15 protein-coding genes are annotated in these 17,027 nt (G+C 69.1%); 8 read left to right on the top strand and 7 right to left on the bottom strand.

Annotated elements, in window-relative coordinates:
- The first annotated feature begins 122 nt into the window (after positions 1-122).
- Together HMPREF2924_RS10910 and HMPREF2924_RS10905 are read left to right on the top strand one after the other, a co-directional pair.
- Positions 123-812, top strand: coding sequence for a heavy metal response regulator transcription factor (locus tag HMPREF2924_RS10910; protein ID WP_003135411.1), 690 nt, complete (start codon positions 123-125; stop codon positions 810-812).
- Positions 791-2,182, top strand: a complete 1,392-nt coding sequence (locus HMPREF2924_RS10905; RefSeq protein WP_003135413.1) for a heavy metal sensor histidine kinase — start codon at positions 791-793, stop codon at positions 2,180-2,182. Before HMPREF2924_RS10910 ends, HMPREF2924_RS10905 begins: the two co-directional genes overlap by 22 nt.
- Here the strand turns inward: HMPREF2924_RS10905 and HMPREF2924_RS10900 are convergent.
- From HMPREF2924_RS10900 to HMPREF2924_RS10890, 3 genes are all read right to left on the bottom strand, one after another.
- Positions 2,173-3,489 carry an MFS transporter gene (locus tag HMPREF2924_RS10900; RefSeq protein WP_003095519.1) on the bottom strand — a complete coding sequence of 439 codons (1,317 nt, stop codon included), beginning with the start codon at positions 3,487-3,489 and terminating at the stop codon, positions 2,173-2,175. The two genes, HMPREF2924_RS10905 and HMPREF2924_RS10900, sit on opposite strands and share 10 nt — an antisense overlap.
- A 219-nt stretch (positions 3,490-3,708) precedes the next feature.
- On the bottom strand, positions 3,709-4,797 hold the full coding sequence (desB, locus tag HMPREF2924_RS10895) for a fatty acid desaturase DesB (RefSeq protein ID WP_023094920.1): 1,089 nt from the start codon (positions 4,795-4,797) through the stop codon (positions 3,709-3,711).
- A gap of 20 nt (positions 4,798-4,817) precedes the next feature.
- On the bottom strand, positions 4,818-5,918 hold the full coding sequence (locus HMPREF2924_RS10890; RefSeq protein WP_003135455.1) for a ferredoxin reductase: 1,101 nt from the start codon (positions 5,916-5,918) through the stop codon (positions 4,818-4,820).
- A gap of 158 nt (positions 5,919-6,076) precedes the next feature.
- Between HMPREF2924_RS10890 and desT the strand changes: the two genes are divergently transcribed.
- The 5 genes from desT to HMPREF2924_RS10865 all read left to right on the top strand — a co-directional run bounded on the left by desT (position 6,077) and on the right by HMPREF2924_RS10865 (position 9,334).
- On the top strand, positions 6,077-6,706 hold the full coding sequence (gene desT, locus HMPREF2924_RS10885) for a TetR family transcriptional regulator DesT (RefSeq protein ID WP_003095524.1): 630 nt from the start codon (positions 6,077-6,079) through the stop codon (positions 6,704-6,706).
- 229 nt (positions 6,707-6,935) lie between these two features.
- A complete protein-coding gene (gene ureE, locus HMPREF2924_RS10880) occupies positions 6,936-7,439 on the top strand; it encodes an urease accessory protein UreE (RefSeq protein ID WP_003135457.1) in 504 nt (167 codons plus the stop codon).
- Positions 7,436-8,107, top strand: coding sequence for an urease accessory protein UreF (locus HMPREF2924_RS10875; RefSeq protein ID WP_003095528.1), 672 nt, complete (start codon positions 7,436-7,438; stop codon positions 8,105-8,107). Before ureE ends, HMPREF2924_RS10875 begins: the two co-directional genes overlap by 4 nt.
- A 10-nt stretch (positions 8,108-8,117) precedes the next feature.
- On the top strand, positions 8,118-8,732 hold the full coding sequence (gene ureG, locus HMPREF2924_RS10870; protein ID WP_003095530.1) for an urease accessory protein UreG: 615 nt from the start codon (positions 8,118-8,120) through the stop codon (positions 8,730-8,732).
- Positions 8,733-8,761: 29 nt separating this feature from the next.
- Positions 8,762-9,334, top strand: coding sequence for a HupE/UreJ family protein (locus tag HMPREF2924_RS10865; protein ID WP_003135459.1), 573 nt, complete (start codon positions 8,762-8,764; stop codon positions 9,332-9,334).
- Positions 9,335-9,349: 15 nt separating this feature from the next.
- On the opposite strand, the gene HMPREF2924_RS10860 is transcribed toward HMPREF2924_RS10865, so the two are convergent.
- Positions 9,350-10,372, bottom strand: coding sequence for a FecR domain-containing protein (locus HMPREF2924_RS10860; protein ID WP_003135461.1), 1,023 nt, complete (start codon positions 10,370-10,372; stop codon positions 9,350-9,352).
- The gene (locus HMPREF2924_RS10855) at positions 10,365-10,901 is read right to left on the bottom strand and encodes a sigma-70 family RNA polymerase sigma factor (RefSeq protein ID WP_003095533.1); all 537 of its coding nucleotides are present in this window, start codon (positions 10,899-10,901) and stop codon (positions 10,365-10,367) included. Before HMPREF2924_RS10855 ends, HMPREF2924_RS10860 begins: the two co-directional genes overlap by 8 nt.
- Positions 10,902-11,099: 198 nt before the next feature.
- Here HMPREF2924_RS10855 and HMPREF2924_RS10850 point away from each other — a divergent pair, with 198 nt between their 5' ends.
- Positions 11,100-14,036, top strand: a complete 2,937-nt coding sequence (locus HMPREF2924_RS10850; RefSeq protein WP_305887155.1) for a TonB-dependent receptor — start codon at positions 11,100-11,102, stop codon at positions 14,034-14,036.
- A gap of 144 nt (positions 14,037-14,180) precedes the next feature.
- Here HMPREF2924_RS10850 and HMPREF2924_RS10845 read toward each other — a convergent pair whose 3' ends face one another.
- Positions 14,181-15,434, bottom strand: coding sequence for an OprD family porin (locus tag HMPREF2924_RS10845; protein WP_003135465.1), 1,254 nt, complete (start codon positions 15,432-15,434; stop codon positions 14,181-14,183).
- A 107-nt stretch (positions 15,435-15,541) separates the two neighbouring features.
- Complete coding sequence (locus HMPREF2924_RS10840) at positions 15,542-17,011, bottom strand: aldehyde dehydrogenase family protein (protein ID WP_003141686.1); 1,470 nt, start codon at positions 17,009-17,011, stop codon at positions 15,542-15,544.
- Positions 17,012-17,027: the final 16 nt, after the last annotated feature.

The following is a 17,027-nucleotide window of genomic DNA, read 5'->3' as shown; positions in this document are numbered from 1 at the left end:
GGGGTTGAGCCTCGATGGTCGCCCCGCCGGCGGTACCCGGAGATGACTTTCGCATGACAAAAATGTCACCGAGTCCGCGCCGCGCGCTGGCTAGAATGGCGGCGAACGAGGGGGAACGAGACATGCGCATCCTGGTGATCGAAGACGATACGAAGACCGGCGAGTACCTGAAGAAGGGCCTCGGCGAGTCGGGCTATGCGGTCGACTGGTCGCAGCACGGCGCCGACGGTCTCTACCTGGCGCTGGAGAACCGCTACGACCTGGTGGTCCTCGACGTGATGCTGCCCGGCCTGGACGGTTGGCAGATCATGGAAGTGCTGCGCAAGAAGCACGATGTGCCGGTGCTCTTCCTCACCGCCCGCGACCAGTTGCAGGACCGTATCCGCGGCCTCGAACTGGGTGCCGACGACTACCTGGTGAAACCCTTCTCCTTCACCGAGTTGCTGCTGCGTATCCGTACCCTGCTGCGCCGCGGCGTGGTCCGCGAGGCAGAGCAGATGCAACTGGCCGACCTGCACCTGGACGTGCTGCGGCGCAAGGTCAGCCGCCAGGGGCAGGTGATCGCCCTGACCAACAAGGAGTTCGCCCTCCTGCACCTGCTGATGCGCCGCGAGGGCGAGGTGCTGTCGCGCACCCTGATCGCCTCGGAGGTCTGGGACATGAACTTCGACAGCGACACCAACGTCGTCGACGTGGCGATCAAGCGCCTGCGCGCCAAGGTCGACAATCCCTTCCCGAACAAGCTGATCCATACCGTGCGCGGCATCGGCTACGTCTGCGAGGAGCGCCCGTGCCCGCCCGCCGCTCCCTGACCCTCTACGCGGCGCTGCTGTTCGCCGCGGTGGCGGCGCTGGTGGTCAGCGCGGTCGGTTTCTACCTGTACCGCTCGGTGGAAGAGGCGATGCTGCGGCGCAGCGACGTGATGGTCGCCGGCCGGGTCGAGCACTTCCGCAACCTGTTGCGCGACAACCTCACCCTGGCCGAGCTGAAGGCGCGCCCGCGTCTGTTCGAGAACATGCTTGGCAACGAGCAGGACATCCTGCTCCTCGGCCAGCCCGGCGAGGCGCCGATCGTCGCGGTCAACCCGCGCCACGAACGCCTGCCGTCGCTACGGGTGGTCGCCGCCGGCCAGGCGTTGAATCCGTCCGTCGTGCACGCCGCGCTGACCCACGACGGCGTCCCGATGCGCGTGCTCGCCGCCGAGGTCCTGGTCGGCGGCCGCGAGCCGTTGCAGATCACCGCCGCGCACCTGCTGCTGGGCGAGACGCGGATGCTCGCCCAGTACCGCGACCGGGTCATCGCCGCCGTGCTGCTGGCGTTCCTCGGCACCGCCCTGCTCGGCTGGCTGGTCCTGCGCCACGGCCTGCGCCCGCTGCGCACGCTGGCGGCGAAGGCGGCGGAGATCCATCCGACCAGCCTGGATACCCGCCTCGACGTCGCCGCCGCGCCTGCCGAGTTGCAGCAGGTGGCACAGTCGTTCAACGCCATGCTCGAACGCCTCGACGACGGCTACCAGCGCCTGCAGCAGTTCTCCGCCGACCTCGCCCATGAGATCCGCACGCCCATCGGTTCGCTGATGGGCCACGGCCAGGTGGCCCTGCGCCAGCCACGCAGCAACGAGGAGTACCAGGCGCTGATCGCCTCCAACCAGGAAGAGCTGGAGCGCATCGCACGGATGGTCGAGAGCATCCTGTTCCTCGCTCGCGCCGACGACGTGCGGGCAGCGGTGGAGCGCAGCCGCCTGGACCTGGGCGAAGAACTGCGGCGCCAGGCGGAGTATTTCGAAGGGCTGGCCGAGGAACGTGGGCTGAGCCTCGACATCCAGATCAGCGGCCAGCTACGCGCCGATCCGCAACTGTTCCGCCGGGCGCTGAGCAACCTGCTGGCCAACGCCATCCGCTACGCCAACGCCGAGAGCCTGATCGAAGTGCGCGGCCTGCGCCGCTCGGGGGAATTCCTGCTGAGCGTGGAGAACGCCTGCGACAGGCTGCCGGCCGAACCGCTGTCGCGCCTGTTCGACCGCTTCTACCGTGGCGACGCCGCGCGCAGCGACGCCCAGTCCAGCGGTCTCGGCCTGGCCATCGTCCAGGCGATCATGCGCCTGCACGGCGGCCGCGCCGAAGCGAGCGCCCCGGCTCCGGGACGCATCCGCTTCGAGCTGGCGTTCCCGGCTCAGGACTGAGCGGGCTTCTCGCCGGCGTCCGGCTCACCGTCGGAGCGGCCGATATTCGCCGGCGCCTCCACCACCAACTCCTCCGGCACTTCCTCGACGCGCGGGTCGAGGGTGGCGGCCATCGGGCTGACCGTGTCCGGCATCGCCACGTGTTGCAGCGGCGCCTCGTCGACCCGGTGTTCGCCGGTGACGCGCTTGGGCTGCACCCAGAACACCAGCAGCACCGCGTAGCCGGACACCAGCATGTAGAACAGCCCCGGACCGAAGTGGCGCATCAGCGCGCCGGCCACCAGCGGGCCGATACAGGCGCCGACCCCGTAGGTGGTCAGCAGCATCGCCGACAACGCGACCCGGCGCGGCTGCTCGACGTGGTCGTTGGCCAGCGCCACCGCCAGCGGGTAGAGGGTGAACAGCAGCATGCCGGTAACGAACCCGTTGGCCAGCAGCAGCCAGTACGGCAGCGTCACCAGTCCCCACATCGGGATCGAGGCCAGGCACAGCAGCACCGCATTGCCGCGGATCAGCCAACTGCGGTCGAGGCGGTCGGACAGCCAGCCCAGCGGCCACTGCGCGCAGAAACCGGCGACGATGCACATGCCGACGAAGAAACTCGATTGCGAGGCATCCAGGCCGTTGCGGTTGGCGTAGACCGGCGCCAGGCCGTAGAAGGCGCCGACCATCAGGCCGGCGATGAAGATGGTGCCCAGCGCCTGCGGCACGCGTTGCCAGAAGAAGCGCACTTCCAGCGGCGCGGCGACCAGCTTGGCCGGGTGCACGCGCCGGGTCATGGCCAGCGGGATCAGGCACGAGGCGAAGCAGATGGCGACCAGCAGCAACGGCTTGTAGTCGAGGGTCGGGCTCAGCGCCAGCAGGCCCTGGCCGAGCACCAGGCCAAGGTCGACGGCGACCATGTAGCCGGCGAACACCTTGCCGCGCTGGTGGCTCTCGGCCTGCTCGTTGAGCCAGCTCTCGATCACCATGTACTGGTTCATCATCACCGCACCGGTGATGAAGCGCAGCAGCAGCCAGACTTCCAGCTGATCGACCAGGGCATGCAGCAGCACGGTCACGGTGGCAATCCCGGCGCAAGCCACGTAGGAGCGGATATGGCCGAAGCTGGCGATCAGCTTGTGTCCGAATTTTCCACCGCAGACCAGGCCGAAATAGTAGGACGCCATCAGCCCGCCGACCCACAGGTCGCCTGCGCCTTCCTGGGTCAGGCGCAGGCCGATGTAGGTGGTGAACAGGCCGGAGCCGGCCAGCATGAGCAGGGTGGCGGTGTAGAGCGCGGGAAAGGTGACGAGCGGGCTGAACATGACGGTTCCTGGACGGACGGGCCCCACGGCCGGCATCCGCCGAGCATTGATAGGTTCGGGAAGGATCGACGCTGCTGGCCGATCGCGGGCGCAGGCCGCCCTGCGTTCGGCGAGACTCCGACGCCGCGCGGCGGCCGGAAGCCACGTCGCGGTGCACAGGGCGGCATTATCCCCGCTCCGGAGCGGCCCCGCCACGGCCGCCGCGAGCGTTCCGTCGGCTCAGCTGCGCCCCGCCGGGAGCGGCTCGCGCGGCGGCAGCCGATATACCCAGATGCGCCGCAAGACAGTGAGGAATTGCCGTCCCAGGCGTCCACTGTTGTAGGTCTGCCCGTAGCGCCGGGCGATTTCGCGGACCTCGCGGGACAGCGCGGCGTAGCGACGCGCCGGCAGGTCCGGGTAGAGGTGGTGCTCGATCTGGTGGCTGAGGTTGCCGGTCAGGATGTGGAACAGCGGCCCGCCCTCCAGGTTGCTGGAGCCGCGCAACTGGCGCAGGTACCAGTGGCCACGGGTCTCCCCCTCCAGCACCGAGGGCGGGAAGACCACCGCCTTCTCGGTGAAGTGGCCGCAGAAGATCACCGTGAAGGTCCACAGGTTGCGCAGCACGTTGGCCAGCAAGTTACCGACGAACACCGCGCCGAAGCCGCCGGCGAGCAGGCCGAGAAGCGGGAACAGCAGGTAGTCCTTGGTCCACTGGCGACCCAGCTTGGCACGCAGGCGGCGTAGCAGCGGCATGAGTTCGGCCTTGTCCAGGCGCCCCTTGGCGTACTTGTCCAGGCGCAGATGCTGGATCGCCACCGCGTACTGGAACAGCGGCGCCTGCAGCGTCACCCACAGCGGTTGCCAGCGGTAGAACGGCTTCCAGCGCTGCTCCGGGAACAGGCGCACGACCCCGTAGCCGACGTCGTCGTCCTTGCCCAGCACGTTGGTGTAGGTGTGGTGGATATGGTTGTGGGTGTGCCGCCAGAAGTCGGACGGCCCGGCGATGTCCCACTCGTAGGCGCGGCCGGCGAATTCCGGATCGTTCATCCAGTCGTACTGACCGTGCATGACGTTGTGGCCCAGTTCCATGTTCTCGAGGATCTTGCCCAGGCCGAGAAGCAGGCTGCCGAGCAGCCAGGTCGGCGGCAGCCAGCCGAACATCAGCAGCGCCCTGCCGCTCCAGCAGCAGACGCGCACCGCCGCGCGGACCCGGCGGATGTAGCGCGCGTCGTCCGCGCCGAGATCGGCCAGGGTACGCTGGCGCAGGGCGTCGAGTTCGGCGCCGAAGGCCGCCAGTTGTTCCGGGGTCAGTTCGCGGTCGTCGCGCATCGCAGGGCTCGCAGGTCGGTTTACAGGTCCAGCGCCAGGTCGCCGTGGGCGGCGCTGACGCAGAGGCGGATAGGCTGGCCGGGCTCGCTGCACAGCGCGCCGCTGCGCAGGTCGCGCACGCAGCCGCTGAGCAGGACGCAGGTGCAACTGGCACAGATGCCCTGGCGGCAACCGTGGGCCGGGCGCAGGCCGTGGGCCTCGGCCTGTTCCAGCAGGCTGGCGGCGCTGTCGCCGGAGACTTCCCGCTGCGACCGGGCGAAGCGCAGGCGCACTTCGCGCGGCGCCTCCCCGCTGCGCCAGCGCGGGACGCTGAAGGATTCCGTCTGCAAGCCGGCGAAGCGTGCCCCCAGTTGCTCGCCCACCGCCTCGACGAAAGCCGCCGGCCCGCAGGCCAGGGCTTGGCTGCGCGCCAGGTCGGCTGCCCAGCCGTCCAGGTGGCGCGGCTGGAAATGCCCCTCCAGGCAGCCATCGGCCCGCGCCCCGCGGGTCAGGCTCCAGCGCAACTCCAGGTTCGGGTGGCGCGCCGCCAGCGCCTCCAGCTCGCCGAGCCAGGCGCGCTGGCCGGGATGACGGGCGTAGTGCAGCCACAGCACGGGATCGCGATAGCCGTTCTCCAGCGCCTCGCGGAGCAGGCCGAGCAAGGGCGTCAGGCCGCTGCCGGCGGCCAGCAGGCAGACCGCCTCGGCCTGCATCGGCCAGCGCAGATCGCCTTGCGCGGGCTGCAACTCGACACGCTGGCCGACCGCCAGGTGTTCGCACAACCAGGGCGAGAGCAGCCCGTCCGGGTGACGCTTGACGGCGATTTCCAGGCGCTCGCCGACCACCCGGGTCAGGCTGTAGCTGCGCCCGACCCGCACCCCGTCGCGCTCCGCCAGCAGCTGGATGTGCTGGCCCGGCCGCGCCGGCGGCCAGCCGGGGGCGGTACGCAGGGCCAGGGCGAGCATATCGTCGGCCACCCAGTAGCGTGCCTCGACCCGCGCATAGTGGCGGTTCAGCGACGCCAGCGGATGGGCGTGGCGCAGCAGGCCGTCGACATCGGCCTCGCGCAGCCAGCCACGGGCGGCGAGACGGCGCAGGGGTGCGAGCAAGGGGGTCAGGAGAGCGAGGGGAAGCAAGGCCATCGAGAATATTTCAGTGAACGATCGTTCACAAAACTTTGCCCGTTCCGCGCAATCGAGTCAACAAGCGTTCACTGATGTATCCTTCGACCGCTGCCGTCCCCGGTTCGACCGGGTCGCGGGGCTTTTGCTACAGTCGCCGGTCCGCCAAAGGAAGCCGTATGTCCTCACCCCGCGCCGAACAGAAACAGCAGACCCGCCACGCGCTGATGAGCGCCGCGCGCCACCTGATGGAAAGCGGGCGCGGCTTCGGCAGCCTCAGCCTGCGCGAAGTGACGCGCGCCGCCGGCATCGTCCCGGCCGGCTTCTATCGGCACTTCAGCGACATGGACCAGCTCGGCCTGGCGCTGGTCGCCGAGGTCGACGAAACCTTCCGCGCCACCCTGCGCGCAGTGCGCCGCAACGAGTTCGAACTGGGCGGGCTGATCGACGCCTCGGTGCGCATCTTCCTCGACGCGGTCGGCGCCAACCGCTCGCAGTTCCTCTTCCTCGCCCGCGAGCAATACGGCGGCTCGTTGCCGATCCGCCAGGCCATCGCCAGCCTGCGCCAGCGCATCACCGACGACCTGGCCGCCGACCTGGCGCTGCTGAACAAGATGCCGCATCTCGACGGCGCGGCCCTCGACGTGTTCGCCGACCTGGTGGTGAAGACCGTCTTCGCCACCCTTCCGGAGCTGATCGACCCACCCGCCGCCGACCTGCCGCCGCACCTGATGCCGGCCGCGAAGATCACCCACCAGCTGCGTTTCATCATGATCGGCGGCAAGCACTGGCACGGCCTGCCCGACTGACCCCACACCTCCCCAGCGGACCTCCGGCTCGGCGTTCGCCCGCGGACTAGACGCGCGCGCACCTTTCCGGTGCGGCAAAAAAGTCGTTGCGCACCAACCTGGCGCTCTGCAATATTTTGTTACATCCCTATGGCCCCGTTTTCCCGGTACAGGCGTCCCGCATCGACCTGGCAAGGCCCTTGCTGGTGCTTGTTGTGATTCCTTTCCTGTCGCATTGCGGAAACTGCCCATGCTGGTCATTCACCAACGCCTGCCCGCCCGCTCGCCCCGCTGGGACGAAGAACTCCACCTGACCTACGAGGCGCGCAGCAAAAGCCGCCTGCGCTGCTTCGCGGCGAGCGGCGAGGAGGTCGGCCTGTTCCTCGAGCGCGGCCAGCCGCCGCTGGCCGACGGCGACTGCCTGGAGGCCCGCGACGGTCGCCTGGTGCGGGTCGTCGCCCGCCCCGAGCGTCTGCTCCACGTCACCTGCGCCAGCCCGCTGGAACTGACCCGCGCCGCCTACCACCTGGGCAACCGTCACGTCGCCCTGCAGGTCGGCGACGGCTGGCTGCGCCTGCTCGACGACTACGTGCTGAAAGCCATGCTCGAACAGCTCGGCGCCACGGTGGAGGCCATCGAGGCGCCGTTCCAGCCGGAGCACGGCGCCTACGGCGGAGGCCACCACCACTCGCACCATGGCGAGGCGGAGTTCAACTACGCGCCGCGCCTGCACCAGTTCGGCGTGCGCCGGTGAACAGCATCTGGGCGCGCCTGCGCCTGGCCAGCTCGCAGTTGCCGATCGGCGGATACAGCTATTCCCAGGGCCTGGAGGCGGCCCTCGACAATGGCTGGGTGCGCGACGCCGAGAGCGCGCGGACCTGGCTGGTCGACCAGTTGCAACTGAACCTGGCGCGCTTCGAGGCGCCGCTGCTGGCCGGCCTGCTGCGCGCCGCGCTGATCGGCGACTGGGCCGCCTGCGATGCGGCCAGCGAACGCCATAGGGCCAGCCGCGAGACCCGCGAGCTGGCCCAGGAGAGCCGGCAGATGGGCTTTTCCCTGCACCAATTGCTGGAAGCCCTGCCCGAACTCGACGCTCCCGGCCGCGCCTGGCTGGCGCGCCAGGACCCGCCCAATCTCGCCGCCGCCTGGGCGATGGCCGCGCGCGCCTGGCGCCTGGACGCCGAGGAGGCGCTCAGTGCCTGGTTCTGGAGCTGGCTGGAAAACCAGTTGGCGGTGCTGATGAAAACCCTGCCGCTCGGCCAACTGGCCGCGCAGAAACTTGCTTCCAGCCTGCTGCCGGAACTCGACCGCGCCTGCGCCGAGGCGCTGCGGCGGCCCGCCGTCGAGGGCAGCGCCGCGTTCGGTCTGGCGCTGGCCAGCATGACCCACGAAACCCAGTACAGCCGTCTGTTCCGTTCCTAGGAGAAACCCCATGACATCCCAACCCCTGCGTGTCGGCATCGGCGGTCCGGTGGGCTCCGGCAAGACCGCCCTGACCCTGGCCCTGTGCCGCGAACTGCGCGAGCGCTACAACCTCGCGGTGGTCACCAACGACATCTATACCCAGGAAGACGCAGAGTTCCTGGTGCGCAACGAGGCCCTCGCCCCCGAGCGGATCATCGGCGTGGAAACCGGCGGCTGCCCGCACACGGCGATCCGCGAGGACGCCTCGATCAACCTGGAGGCGGTGGACCAGCTCAACCGGCGCTTCCCCGGCCTCGAACTGATCCTGGTGGAATCCGGCGGCGACAACCTGTCGGCCACCTTCAGCCCCGAGCTGTCCGACCTGACCCTCTACGTGATCGACGTTTCCGCCGGCGACAAGATCCCGCGCAAGGGCGGCCCCGGCATCTGCAAGTCGGACCTGCTGGTGATCAACAAGATCGACCTGGCGCCGCTGGTCGGCGCCTCCCTCGACGTGATGGACCGGGACGCCCGGCGCATGCGCGGCGACAAGCCGTTCGTGTTCAGCAACCAGAAGACCGGCCAGGGGCTGGACGAAATCATCGCCTTCATCGAGCGCCAGGGCCTGCTGACCGCCGCCTGACGCCACCTCGCAACGACAAGGAACCGCCAATGAAACTGCCCAAGCTGCTCGCCGCCCTCGCCCTGCTCGCCGCGCCGGCGCTGGCCTTCGCCCACCCCGGCCACGGCGAACACGGCCTGGTCGCCGGCCTCGCCCATCCGCTCACCGGCCTCGACCACCTGCTGGCGATGTTCGCCGTCGGCCTCTGGGCCGCCCAGCAACAGGGAGCCGCGCGCCTCGCCCTGCCCTGCACCTTCGTCGGCACCATGCTGGTCGGCGGGCTGCTCGGCTTCGAGGGCCTGCAACTGCCGTTCATGGAGACCGGCATCGCCGCCTCGGTGCTCGCCCTCGGCCTCTGCGTGGCCCTCGCCGTGCGCCCGCCGCTGGCGCTGGCGATGGCCGCCACCGCGCTGTTCGCCCTGGCCCACGGGGTCGCCCACGGCCTGGAGCTGCCGGACCTCTCCAGCCCCTGGCTGTACGCGCTCGGTTTCGTCGCCGCCACCGCCGCGCTGCACGCCGCCGGCTACGCGCTGGTGCGCTTCCTGCCGCAGGCGGCCGCGCCCCTGGTACGTCTCGCCGGGCTGGCCTCGGCGGGCGCCGGGGTCTGGTTGCTGGCCGGCTGAGCCGCCGCGCCTCCCTCAGCGCCTGATCAGCACCCGCCGACCTTGGTGCACGAGGCGCAGGCCATGGGTCTGCGCCAGCATCGCCAGGGCCAGCGGCAGGTCGTCGACGGGAAAGGTGCCGGAGACCCGAAGCGGATCCAGCGACGGCTCGCACTCGATGCTCTCGCCGCCGTAGCGCATCAGTTCTCCCGCCCACTGCCGCAGCGGCATGTCGTCGGCCACCAGCAGGCCCTGGCGCCAGGCCAGCGCGGCCTCGCTGGCGGACTCGACGGGGCCGATCCGCTGGCGATCGAAGCGCACCCGCTGGCCAGCCTCGATCACCCGGCCATCCGCCGCGCTCGCGGCGCCCTCCGGACGCACCTGGACCGCGCCTTCGTACACCGCCAGCACTGTCTCTGCGCCCTCGCGTCGGACGCTGAAGGCGGTACCCAGCGCGCGCATCAGGCCCTGTTCGGTGCGCACCAGGAACGGCCGCGGCGGCTCGCGCCGATCCGCCGCGGTGCGGAGGTAGATCTCTCCGCGATACAGGCGCAGCAGGCGCTGGCCGGCGTCGTAGCGCACGTCCAGCGCGCTGTCGGTGTTCATCTCGAGCTGGCTGCCGTCCTCCAGCACCAGATCGCGCCGCTCGCCGACGGCAGTGAGGTAGTCGGCGCCGAAGCCGTCGCGCCAGACCTGGGCGCGCCATCCCCACCAGACCAGCGGTGCGCCGCCGAGCAGCAGGGCCAGGCCGCGCAGGACCGCGCGCCGGCCGCTGCCGGACGGACGCTCGAGCGCACGCCGGGCCAGCGCCGGCGGCAGCGAACCGATATTCGCCAGCAGACGCTCGGCACGCCGCCAGGCGCGCTGGTGCTCGGGGCTGCGCGAGCGCCAGGACTCCAGCTCGGCCTGCTGCGCCGGAGCCAGCGGCCCCTCCTGCATCAGCAGCAGCCAGGAGGCGGTCTCCCTGAGCACCTGCGGGGCGATCGCCTCGGCGGCCGGCGGCCCGGAAAGCTCCGTATCGCCCGTCTGCGGCGCCCGGCTGGAAGCGCGGTCATTCATCGGGCATCAGGCTCAGGCAGGTCACGTAGGCCTGGTGGATGAACTTCTTCACCGTCGGCAGCGCGACGCCCAGCGCCTGGGCGATGTCCTTCTGCTTCATGCCGTCCAGCGTCGCCATCAGGAATGCCTGTTTCACCCGCGGTCGCAGGGTGTCGAGCAGCGCGTCGATCTCGTGCAGGGTCTCGACGATCACACTCTGTTGTTCCGGCGACGGCTGCAACGGCTCGGGCAACGTGGCCAGGGCCTCCAGCCAGGCGAGTTCCAGCGATTGGCGACGGCGCCAGCTGACCAGCACGCAGTTGGCGATGCGGGTGAGGTAGGCGCGCGGCTGACGGATCGCGTCACGCTGGCCGCCATCGCGGCTGGCGAGGATGCGCAGGAAAGTGTCGTGGGCCAGGTCGTCGGCCACGCCACGTCCCCAGGAGCGAAGGCGGTAGGCCAGCCAGTTGCGCAACCAGGCATGGTTTTCACGGTAGAGCGTGGCGACGCAGTCGCGGTCCGCTTGCAGGCAGGGGCTTGGCGCATTCATCGGAGGCGCATTCATCGGAATAGTCAGCTGGTTTCAATCGCAAATGAAAACTATTATCACTAATTTTCTGCTGACCACAATGCCGGCGCCCTTCCTCGACCGGCCCCGCCGAACCCGAAATATCCCTTTTCCAATCTCGTGCGACAGAGGGAATGAGAGCCCGCAATGACGGGCGCCAACCCTGCGAGCGAAGAAGTCATGTCCCTACAACGCCCTATCCCCAGCCTGGCGCGTCCCTTGTCGCGCCTCTCCCCGCTCACCCTTGCCCTGCGCTGCGCCCTGCTCGGCCTGTCGGCGGTCGGCGCCGGCCTGCTCGGCGGCGGCCTGGCCCACGCGCAGAGCGTCGGCCAGCACTGCGCGGCTACCCGCCTGGACGACGCCACGCCGCGCAGCTACGACATCCCGGCGGGTTCGCTGGGCGCCTCCCTGGGCGCCTTCGCCAGCCAGTCGGGCCTGCTGCTGTCCTTCGACCCCGCGCTGACCCGCGGCCGCACCGCGCCGGCGCTCAAGGGCCGCTACAGCGTACTGGAAGGCTTGCAGCGAGTGCTGTCGAACACCGGCCTGCAGGTCGCGGCGGGAACCTCCGGCGCCTACCTGCTGGTCGAGCCGCGCATGTCCGGAGAAGCCCCGGCCGACCTGTCGCCGGTGGTGGTCTCGGCCGCCGAGCTGGCCGATCCGCAGAAGGAAACCTATACCGCGCCGCGCTCGTCGGTGTACCTCTCCAGCGAAGACATCGACCGCTTCGGCCGGGTTTCCGTGGGTGACCTGCTCCAGGGCATCCCGGGCGTACAGGTCGGCGACAGCCGCAACGGTGGCGCGCTGGACGTCAACATCCGCGGCATCCAGGGGCAGAGCCGGGTGGCGGTGCGGGTCGACGGCGCGGAGCAGGCGCTGGACGTCTACCGCGGCTACGCCGGCACCCAGCAGCGCAGCTACATCGATCCCGACCTGGTCAGCAGCGTGACCGTCGACAAGGGTCCCTCGACCCGCTCGGGCGCGATCGGCGGCAGCGTGGAAATGCGCACCATCGGCGTCAAGGACATCCTGGTCGACGGCAAGGACCTCGGCGTGCGCTTCACCGGCAACGTCTGGAACAGCGGCGTCGCCCCGCAGCACCGCAGCGCCAGTTCGAAGACCGAGAATCTCAGCAGCGTGCCGCACGATGACCGCGGCAGCCTGTTCGGCTCCCAGGCCAAGTCCGGTAGCGCCGCCTTCGCCTACCGCAACGAGCATCTGGACCTGGTCGCCGCCTATGCGCAGCGCAATCAGGGCAACTACTTTTCCGGCAAGAAAGGCCAGGACCGCTATCGCGTCTACAACCGCTACGGTCGCGAGGAAAGCAGCGTAGCCAAGGTCTACAACGCAGGGGAGGAAGTGCTCAACTCGTCGTCGGAGACCGAGTCCTACCTGCTCAAGGCGACCTGGCGCATCGCCGACGAGCACACCCTGGACCTCGGCTATCGTCGCTACGACGGGCGCACCGGGGAGATCATGCCGTCGGACATCTTCCGTTTCGGCACCGCCGGCATCTACCAGTACCCATTGAGCGAAGTGAAGATCGACACCTACACCGCACGCTACCGTTACCTGCCCGAGAACAATCCGCTGGTGGACCTCAGCACCGGCCTGTGGATGACCGAGGCGAAGAGCGACATGCTGACCTCGGTGCTGGCACCACGCTCCCAGGCCTATCGCTCCGACCGCAACTGGACGCGCCAGGACAACCGGCGCATCGGCGGCGACCTGAACAACGTGGCGCGCTTCGAAACCGACTTCGGCGATTTCAAGCTCGACCTCGGCGGCTCGTTCCAGGTCGAAGACATCCAGCCGCAGAAAAGCGTGGTCACCACCCTCCACGACATCAACGCCAACCGCACCCTGAGGGACGCCACCCGCCAGGAATACGGCCTCAACGGCAAGCTCGAGTTCAAGCCGGTCGAGCGCCTGACGCTATGGGGCGGCGGCCGCTACAGCCACTTCAACAGCAAGGACAACGGCATCTCCGCCTCGCCGCGGCGCGAGGATCGCGACATGCGCTTCATCACGGTGAGCAGGCCCGGCTACTACGGCTCGATGATGTGGTTCCCCGACCAGAACGGCCAGTACACCGACGCCACCGATCCGCGCCTCAACAACGGCATCGTCACCAACAACACCAACAATCCGTTCGAAGGCATTCCCTTCGACGAGTTCGGCCCGGCCAACGTGACGGTCCATCCCTCGCGGGTCACCAACGTGGTCACCGGCTACAACTACAGCAAGAAGGGCAGCAGCCGCGGCGGCGGTTTCTCGCCGGCATTCGGGATCAATTTCGAGCTGGCCCCGGATACCTTCGTCTACGCCTCCTACACCGAAGGCCTGCGCCTGCCATCGCTGTTCGAGACCAGCCAGGGCACCCTCCAGGTCGAGCCGGGCAAGGACCTCAAGCCCGAGCGTTCGCGCAGCTGGGAGATCGGTGCCAGCGCGCTGCGCGACAGCCTGTTGGCCGACGGCGACTCGGCGGCGATCAAGCTGGCCTACTTCAACAACACCATCAAGAACTACATCACCCGCTATTACGATCCGGGCCAGATGGGCCTGATGACCTTCAGCAACACCGACAGCTACCGCACCAGCGGTCTCGAACTGCAATCGCACTACGACGCAGGGCGGGTGTTCGCCGACCTGTCGGCGACCTACTACCTGAAGACCGAGACCTGCGACGCCGCCTTCGCCGCCAGGCTGCGCGCCGGCGCCAACCGCTACCAGCGCACCGAGAACACGCCGAACTGCACGCCGGGCAGCTTCATGGGCTCCTACACCAACACGCAGAACCCGCCGCGGCTGGCGACCAACCTGACCGCCGGCCTGCGCTTCTTCGACCAGGCCCTGACCCTGGGCGGGCGCATGACCTATACCTCCGGCCCCACCGCCACGGCGGACAAGCCCTGGCAGGTCGGCGCCACCACACCGCAGATCGAGTACCGCTCGGTGCAGCTGTTCGACCTGTTCCTCAAGTACAAGCTGTTCGAGCACACCGAACTGAATGCCTCGCTGCAGAACCTTACCGACCGCTATTACCTCGACCCGCTGGCACAGAGTTTCATGCCCGCGCCCGGGCGTACCCTGCGGGTGGGGATGCAGGCGAAGTTCTGAGCCGCCCTCTCCCCCTCCAGGCGTTGTCGGCGGAGCGCCGCTCCGGTAGGGCGGATAACCGCCCAGCGGTTATCCGCCGAAGCACCGGGCCTCCCGCTCCCCGTCCCTCCGGAACTGTCCGGAGGAGCGGCGAGACAGCGTCCGTCACCACGACAACGGGTAACTCACCACCAGCCGCGTCTGGTCGAAGTCGCTGTTGAAGCTGCGTCGGTTGCTGGCGTGGTTGAGGCGCACGTTGAGCCGCGCCAGCGGACCGCTCTGCACGGTGTAGCCGAGTTCGACATCGCGCTCCCATTCCTTGCCACCGCTACCGGCCTTGGTGGTGGCGTTCGAGCCATGGCCGTAGCGGACCATGCCGATCAGGCCGGGCCAGCCGAGGCCGACGAAATCGTAGTCGTAGCGAACCTGCCAGGAGCGTTCGTCGGCGTTGGTGAAGTTGCCGTTGAACATGTCGTTGCCCATGCTCCGCCCACTGCTGCCGTAGACCGACTGCCAGCCGCTGTCGCCGCCGACCTTCTGCAGGCCAAGGTAGAAGGTGTGCAGGCCGATGCCGGCAGAAAACAGGCCGTAGACGGTATGGCTGTCGATCTCGCCGGCGCGCGCGGCGCCGTCGTCGCGGTCGACGAACAGGCCGAGGTTGGCGCCCAGGGTCCAGTCGCCGACACGCTGCTTGTGCAGCAGGTTGGCGTAGCTCTGCCGGTAGACGTCCTCCAGTTGCCCGTGCCACAGGCCCAGTTGGGTGCGCTCGCGGTTGAAGCGGTATTCGGCGCCGGCGTAGTTGAAACCGTCCGATTTCTGCGTCGGCGCGCTCCAGGCCGACAGGTCCTGCATGTCCGCCGAATTGCGCAGGCTCACCGCGTCGAAGCGTCCGGCCTGCAGGGCCAGGCCCGGCAGCTCGCGGGAAACCACGGCGAAGCCGCGGAACGTCTGCGGCAGCAGGCGTCCGTCGTCGTAGCGCAACAGCGGAATGTCCGGGAGCATCTCGCCGATCTTCAGTTCGCTGGCCGAAACGCGCAGCTTGGCGGCCACGCCGACACGCCCATAGTCGTCCGCCGCGCGACCGTCATCGTGCAACGGAAGAAGCTCGGAATTGCTGGTGCCACGTCCGCTGTTCAGCTTCACACCGAACAGGCCGATGGCGTCGAGGCCAACGCCGACCGGGCCCGGGGTATAGCCGGAACTGAACTTGAGGATGAAGCCCTGCGCCCACTCGTCCACCAGGCTCTTGCCGGCATCGTGGTCGCGGAAATCGCGGTTGAAGTAATAGTTGCGCAGGACCAGGTCGGTCTTCGCATCCTCCAGGAAGCCGCCCTCGGCAGCTTGCGCGGCAAGACAGGCGAGCATCGGCAGGACCGCCCCTGCGTTGCGCGGGATTGCGGTTTTACGACGGATTTTCATTGTTATTGTGCTCCGTTTTTCAGGGACGACCGGGCCCCGGCAGCCTCTGCGGGCCACCTGGCGACGACGGTCGGGTCAGCGGCGGGGCGCGGGCCCCGCCGCCAGGGTCAGAACGGGTACTGGCGCGGCGCGTGCTGCACGCTGATCCAGTGGTCGGTGGTGAATTCCTCGATGGCCCAGTCGCCGTTGAAGCGGCCAAGCCCGGAGTTTTTCTCGCCGCCGAAGGGCGCGTTGGCCTCGTCGTTCACCGGAATGTCGTTGACGTGGGTCATCCCCGCGCGAAGCTGGCGGGCAAAGCGCACCGCGCGTTCCAGGTCGCGGCTGAACACCGCGCTGGACAGCCCGTATTCGCTGGCGTTGGCCAACTCCAGCGCATGCGCCTCGTCGCGCGCGCGGAGCAGGCCGACCAGCGGGCCGAAGATTTCATCGCGGGCGATCTCCATCGTCGCGCTGACCTCGCCGAATACGTGCGGAGCCAGCAACTGCCCATCGACGCCGCCCTCGTACAGCGGCTTGGCGCCTTCCTGGCGGGCCAGGCGGATCTTTTCCAGCAGGCCTTCGAGCTGGCGCGCGTTGACGATCGGCCCGACCGCGGTATCGGCGCGCTGCGGATCGCCGACGCGGAGACCCTTGACCCGCTCGACGAAGCGCGCGGCGAAGGCGTCGTAGAGGCTGTCCTCGACGATGATGCGGTTGATCGCCATGCAGATCTGCCCCTGGTGGAGGAACTTGCCGAACACCGCGGCATTCACCGCCTGCTCCAGGTCGGCGTCGCCGAGCACCACGAACGGACTGTTGCCGCCCAGCTCCAGCGCCACGTGCTTGAGGTGCGCGCCGCCGCTGGCGATGCGGCCGATGTTGCGGCCCACCGGGGTCGATCCGGTGAAGGTCACCAGGCCCGGCACCGGGTGCTCGACGAAGGCGTCGCCGATCTCGCTGCCGGGGCCGACCACCACGCTGAACAGCCCGGCCGGCAGCCCGGCCTCTTCGAAGATCCGCGCCAGCAGCAGTCCGCCGCAGACCGGCGTGTCGCTGGCCGGCTTGACCACCACCGCGTTGCCCAGCGCCAGGGCCGGGGCGATGGAACGCTGGGTCAGGTGCAGCGGGAAGTTCCACGGGCTGATCACCCCGACCACGCCGATGGCGCTGCGGTAGACCCGGCTTTCCTTGCCCGGCACGTCGGACTCGACGATGCGCCCGTGCACCCGTGCCGGGAACGACGCCGACTCCAGGGTGATCGCGCGCGCCGCGCCCCATTCGATCTCGGCCTTCAGGCGGGTGCTGCCGGACTCGCGGATGAGCCAGTCGACGATCTCCTCGTGGCGGCGGTCGAACACCTCCACCGCCTTGTACAGCACCGCCGCGCGTGCCGAGGGGCCAAGCGCGGCCCATGCCGGCTGGACCTCGGCGGCCTTGGCGTAGGCGGCATCGAGGTCGTCGCGGTCGGCCTGCTCGATCTCCAGCAGCAGGCTGCCGTCGAACGGATTGCTCACCTTCAGCCGGCGGCCGGCCCGGCCGTGGCGCCACTCGCCGGCCAGTGGCTGGAGACCGAGGTCGGTATAACGGGAATCGCTCATCGCTCTTCTCCTCTTT

It is taken from the genome of Pseudomonas sp. HMSC063H08 (genome assembly GCF_001813645.1).
GTDB classification, from domain to species: Bacteria; Pseudomonadota; Gammaproteobacteria; order Pseudomonadales; family Pseudomonadaceae; genus Pseudomonas; species Pseudomonas aeruginosa.
The sequence above is the reverse complement of the archived record's forward strand: the minus strand, read 5'-3'. Positions and strand labels throughout refer to the sequence as shown.

Excerpts from the sequence above, each read along its gene's own strand:
- ureE (WP_003135457.1), top strand. The coding sequence starts at position 6,936 with ATGCTGGTCATTCACCAACGCCTGCCCGCCCGCTCGCCCCGCTGGGAC.
- HMPREF2924_RS10845 (WP_003135465.1), bottom strand. The coding sequence starts at position 15,434 with ATGAAAATCCGTCGTAAAACCGCAATCCCGCGCAACGCAGGGGCGGTC.
- HMPREF2924_RS10865 (WP_003135459.1), top strand. The coding sequence starts at position 8,762 with ATGAAACTGCCCAAGCTGCTCGCCGCCCTCGCCCTGCTCGCCGCGCCG.
- HMPREF2924_RS10890 (WP_003135455.1), bottom strand. The coding sequence starts at position 5,918 with ATGGCCTTGCTTCCCCTCGCTCTCCTGACCCCCTTGCTCGCACCCCTG.
- desT (WP_003095524.1), top strand. The coding sequence starts at position 6,077 with ATGTCCTCACCCCGCGCCGAACAGAAACAGCAGACCCGCCACGCGCTG.
- desB (WP_023094920.1), bottom strand. The coding sequence starts at position 4,797 with ATGCGCGACGACCGCGAACTGACCCCGGAACAACTGGCGGCCTTCGGC.
- HMPREF2924_RS10910 (WP_003135411.1), top strand. The coding sequence starts at position 123 with ATGCGCATCCTGGTGATCGAAGACGATACGAAGACCGGCGAGTACCTG.
- HMPREF2924_RS10860 (WP_003135461.1), bottom strand. The coding sequence starts at position 10,372 with ATGAATGACCGCGCTTCCAGCCGGGCGCCGCAGACGGGCGATACGGAG.
- HMPREF2924_RS10900 (WP_003095519.1), bottom strand. The coding sequence starts at position 3,489 with ATGTTCAGCCCGCTCGTCACCTTTCCCGCGCTCTACACCGCCACCCTG.
- ureG (WP_003095530.1), top strand. The coding sequence starts at position 8,118 with ATGACATCCCAACCCCTGCGTGTCGGCATCGGCGGTCCGGTGGGCTCC.
- HMPREF2924_RS10855 (WP_003095533.1), bottom strand. The coding sequence starts at position 10,901 with ATGAATGCGCCAAGCCCCTGCCTGCAAGCGGACCGCGACTGCGTCGCC.
- HMPREF2924_RS10850 (WP_305887155.1), top strand. The coding sequence starts at position 11,100 with ATGTCCCTACAACGCCCTATCCCCAGCCTGGCGCGTCCCTTGTCGCGC.
- HMPREF2924_RS10840 (WP_003141686.1), bottom strand. The coding sequence starts at position 17,011 with ATGAGCGATTCCCGTTATACCGACCTCGGTCTCCAGCCACTGGCCGGC.